The 1,228-nt window shown below is 68.0% G+C and carries 1 protein-coding gene; it reads right to left on the bottom strand.

Going from position 1 to position 1,228, the window contains the following annotated elements:
* Positions 1-25: 25 nt before the first annotated feature.
* Positions 26-1,183: an IS30 family transposase gene (locus OTB20_RS42195; protein WP_420716627.1), complete on the bottom strand. Its 1,158-nt coding sequence runs from the start codon at positions 1,181-1,183 to the stop codon at positions 26-28.
* Positions 1,184-1,228: the final 45 nt, after the last annotated feature.

Here is a 1,228-nt window from a genome sequence, read left to right as displayed (position 1 = left end):
GGCGGTTTCCACCGGTCGTTGCGAATCAGCAGTAGGCCAGATCTCTTGACCAGCGTCTCATGGACTCGGCGGGTGTCCGGTCTCCGAGGACGAGGCGGGGGCGTGCGTTGAGCTCGCGTTCGACTTGCGCGAGGTCGCGGGCGGTGTAGTGGGCGAGGCTGGTGCCTTTCGGGAAGTACTCGCGCAGCAGTCCGTTCGTGTTCTCGTTGGTGCCGCGCTGCCAGGGCGAGTGCGGGTCGCAGAAGTAGATCCTGAAGCCGGTCAGCTCTTCTATCTCCTCGTGGTGGTAGAGCTCGCGGCCCTGGTCCCAGGTGAGCGTGCGCCGGAGGGAGGCGGGCCAGCCGGCGGTCTGGGCGACGAGGGCGTCGCGGACCTGCGGGGCCTTCCAGCCGCCAGGCAAGTGGATGAGCCGGGTGTAGCGGGTGGCACGGTCGACCAGTGTGCCGATCGCGGATCCCTGTCTTTTGCCGACGATCAGGTCGCCCTCCCAGTGCCCGGCTCTCCCTCGGTCCTCGGCCTCGCGGGGGCGGGTGTGGACCGGCCGCATGTTCGGGATGGCGTTCTTGGTGGGTATGCCCCGGCGCTGCTTCTTCCGGCGGGTTCTGTGCGTGCGCAGACGGACGGTGCGTTTGTCGAGGAGCCCGTTGTAGAGGGCCCGGTAGATGGTCTCCGGACAGGCGTTCATGTCAGGCTGGCCGGGACAGGCGCGGGCGAGGTGACGGGTGATCTGCTGCGGTGACCAGCGTTCTTTCAGTTTGCCGTTGACCACCTCGCGCAGTGCGGGGCTGGCGCGGAGCTTCTCCGGCTTCGGCCGGGCCCGGCGTAGGAGGGCCTGGTTGTGCGACCACCACGGGCTGTAGCGGCCATCGGGTCCCCCGCCGCGGGAGATTTCCCGGTAGATCGTTGAGCGGTGCTTGCTGATCTCCTTGGCGATCCGCGCGGCCGTACGGCCGGCGAGCAGCCCTTCGGCGATGGCGATGCGGTCGTCCTGGGTGAGGTAGCGGTCATCGATGGGCGTGTCGGGCAGGAGCATGCGTCCAGCTTTGATGAACCACAGCGAGCCCGCGCTGGTGGATACGCCCACCCGGCGGGCAGCAGCTGCCCCTTTCAGGCCACCTCTACGCAGTTCGAAGTACTTCTTCGGCACCGACAGCGGCAGACGATTCGGCGGATACTTCGGCACGGGACGGACTCCCTCCAGGAGTCGCAACGACCGGTGGAAACCGCC

The organism is Streptomyces sp. H27-H1 (assembly GCF_026627445.1).
In the GTDB taxonomy this organism is placed as follows: Bacteria; Actinomycetota; Actinomycetes; order Streptomycetales; family Streptomycetaceae; genus Streptomyces.
Note: the sequence above shows the minus strand (reverse complement) of the source record. Positions and strands in the feature narration are given on the sequence as shown.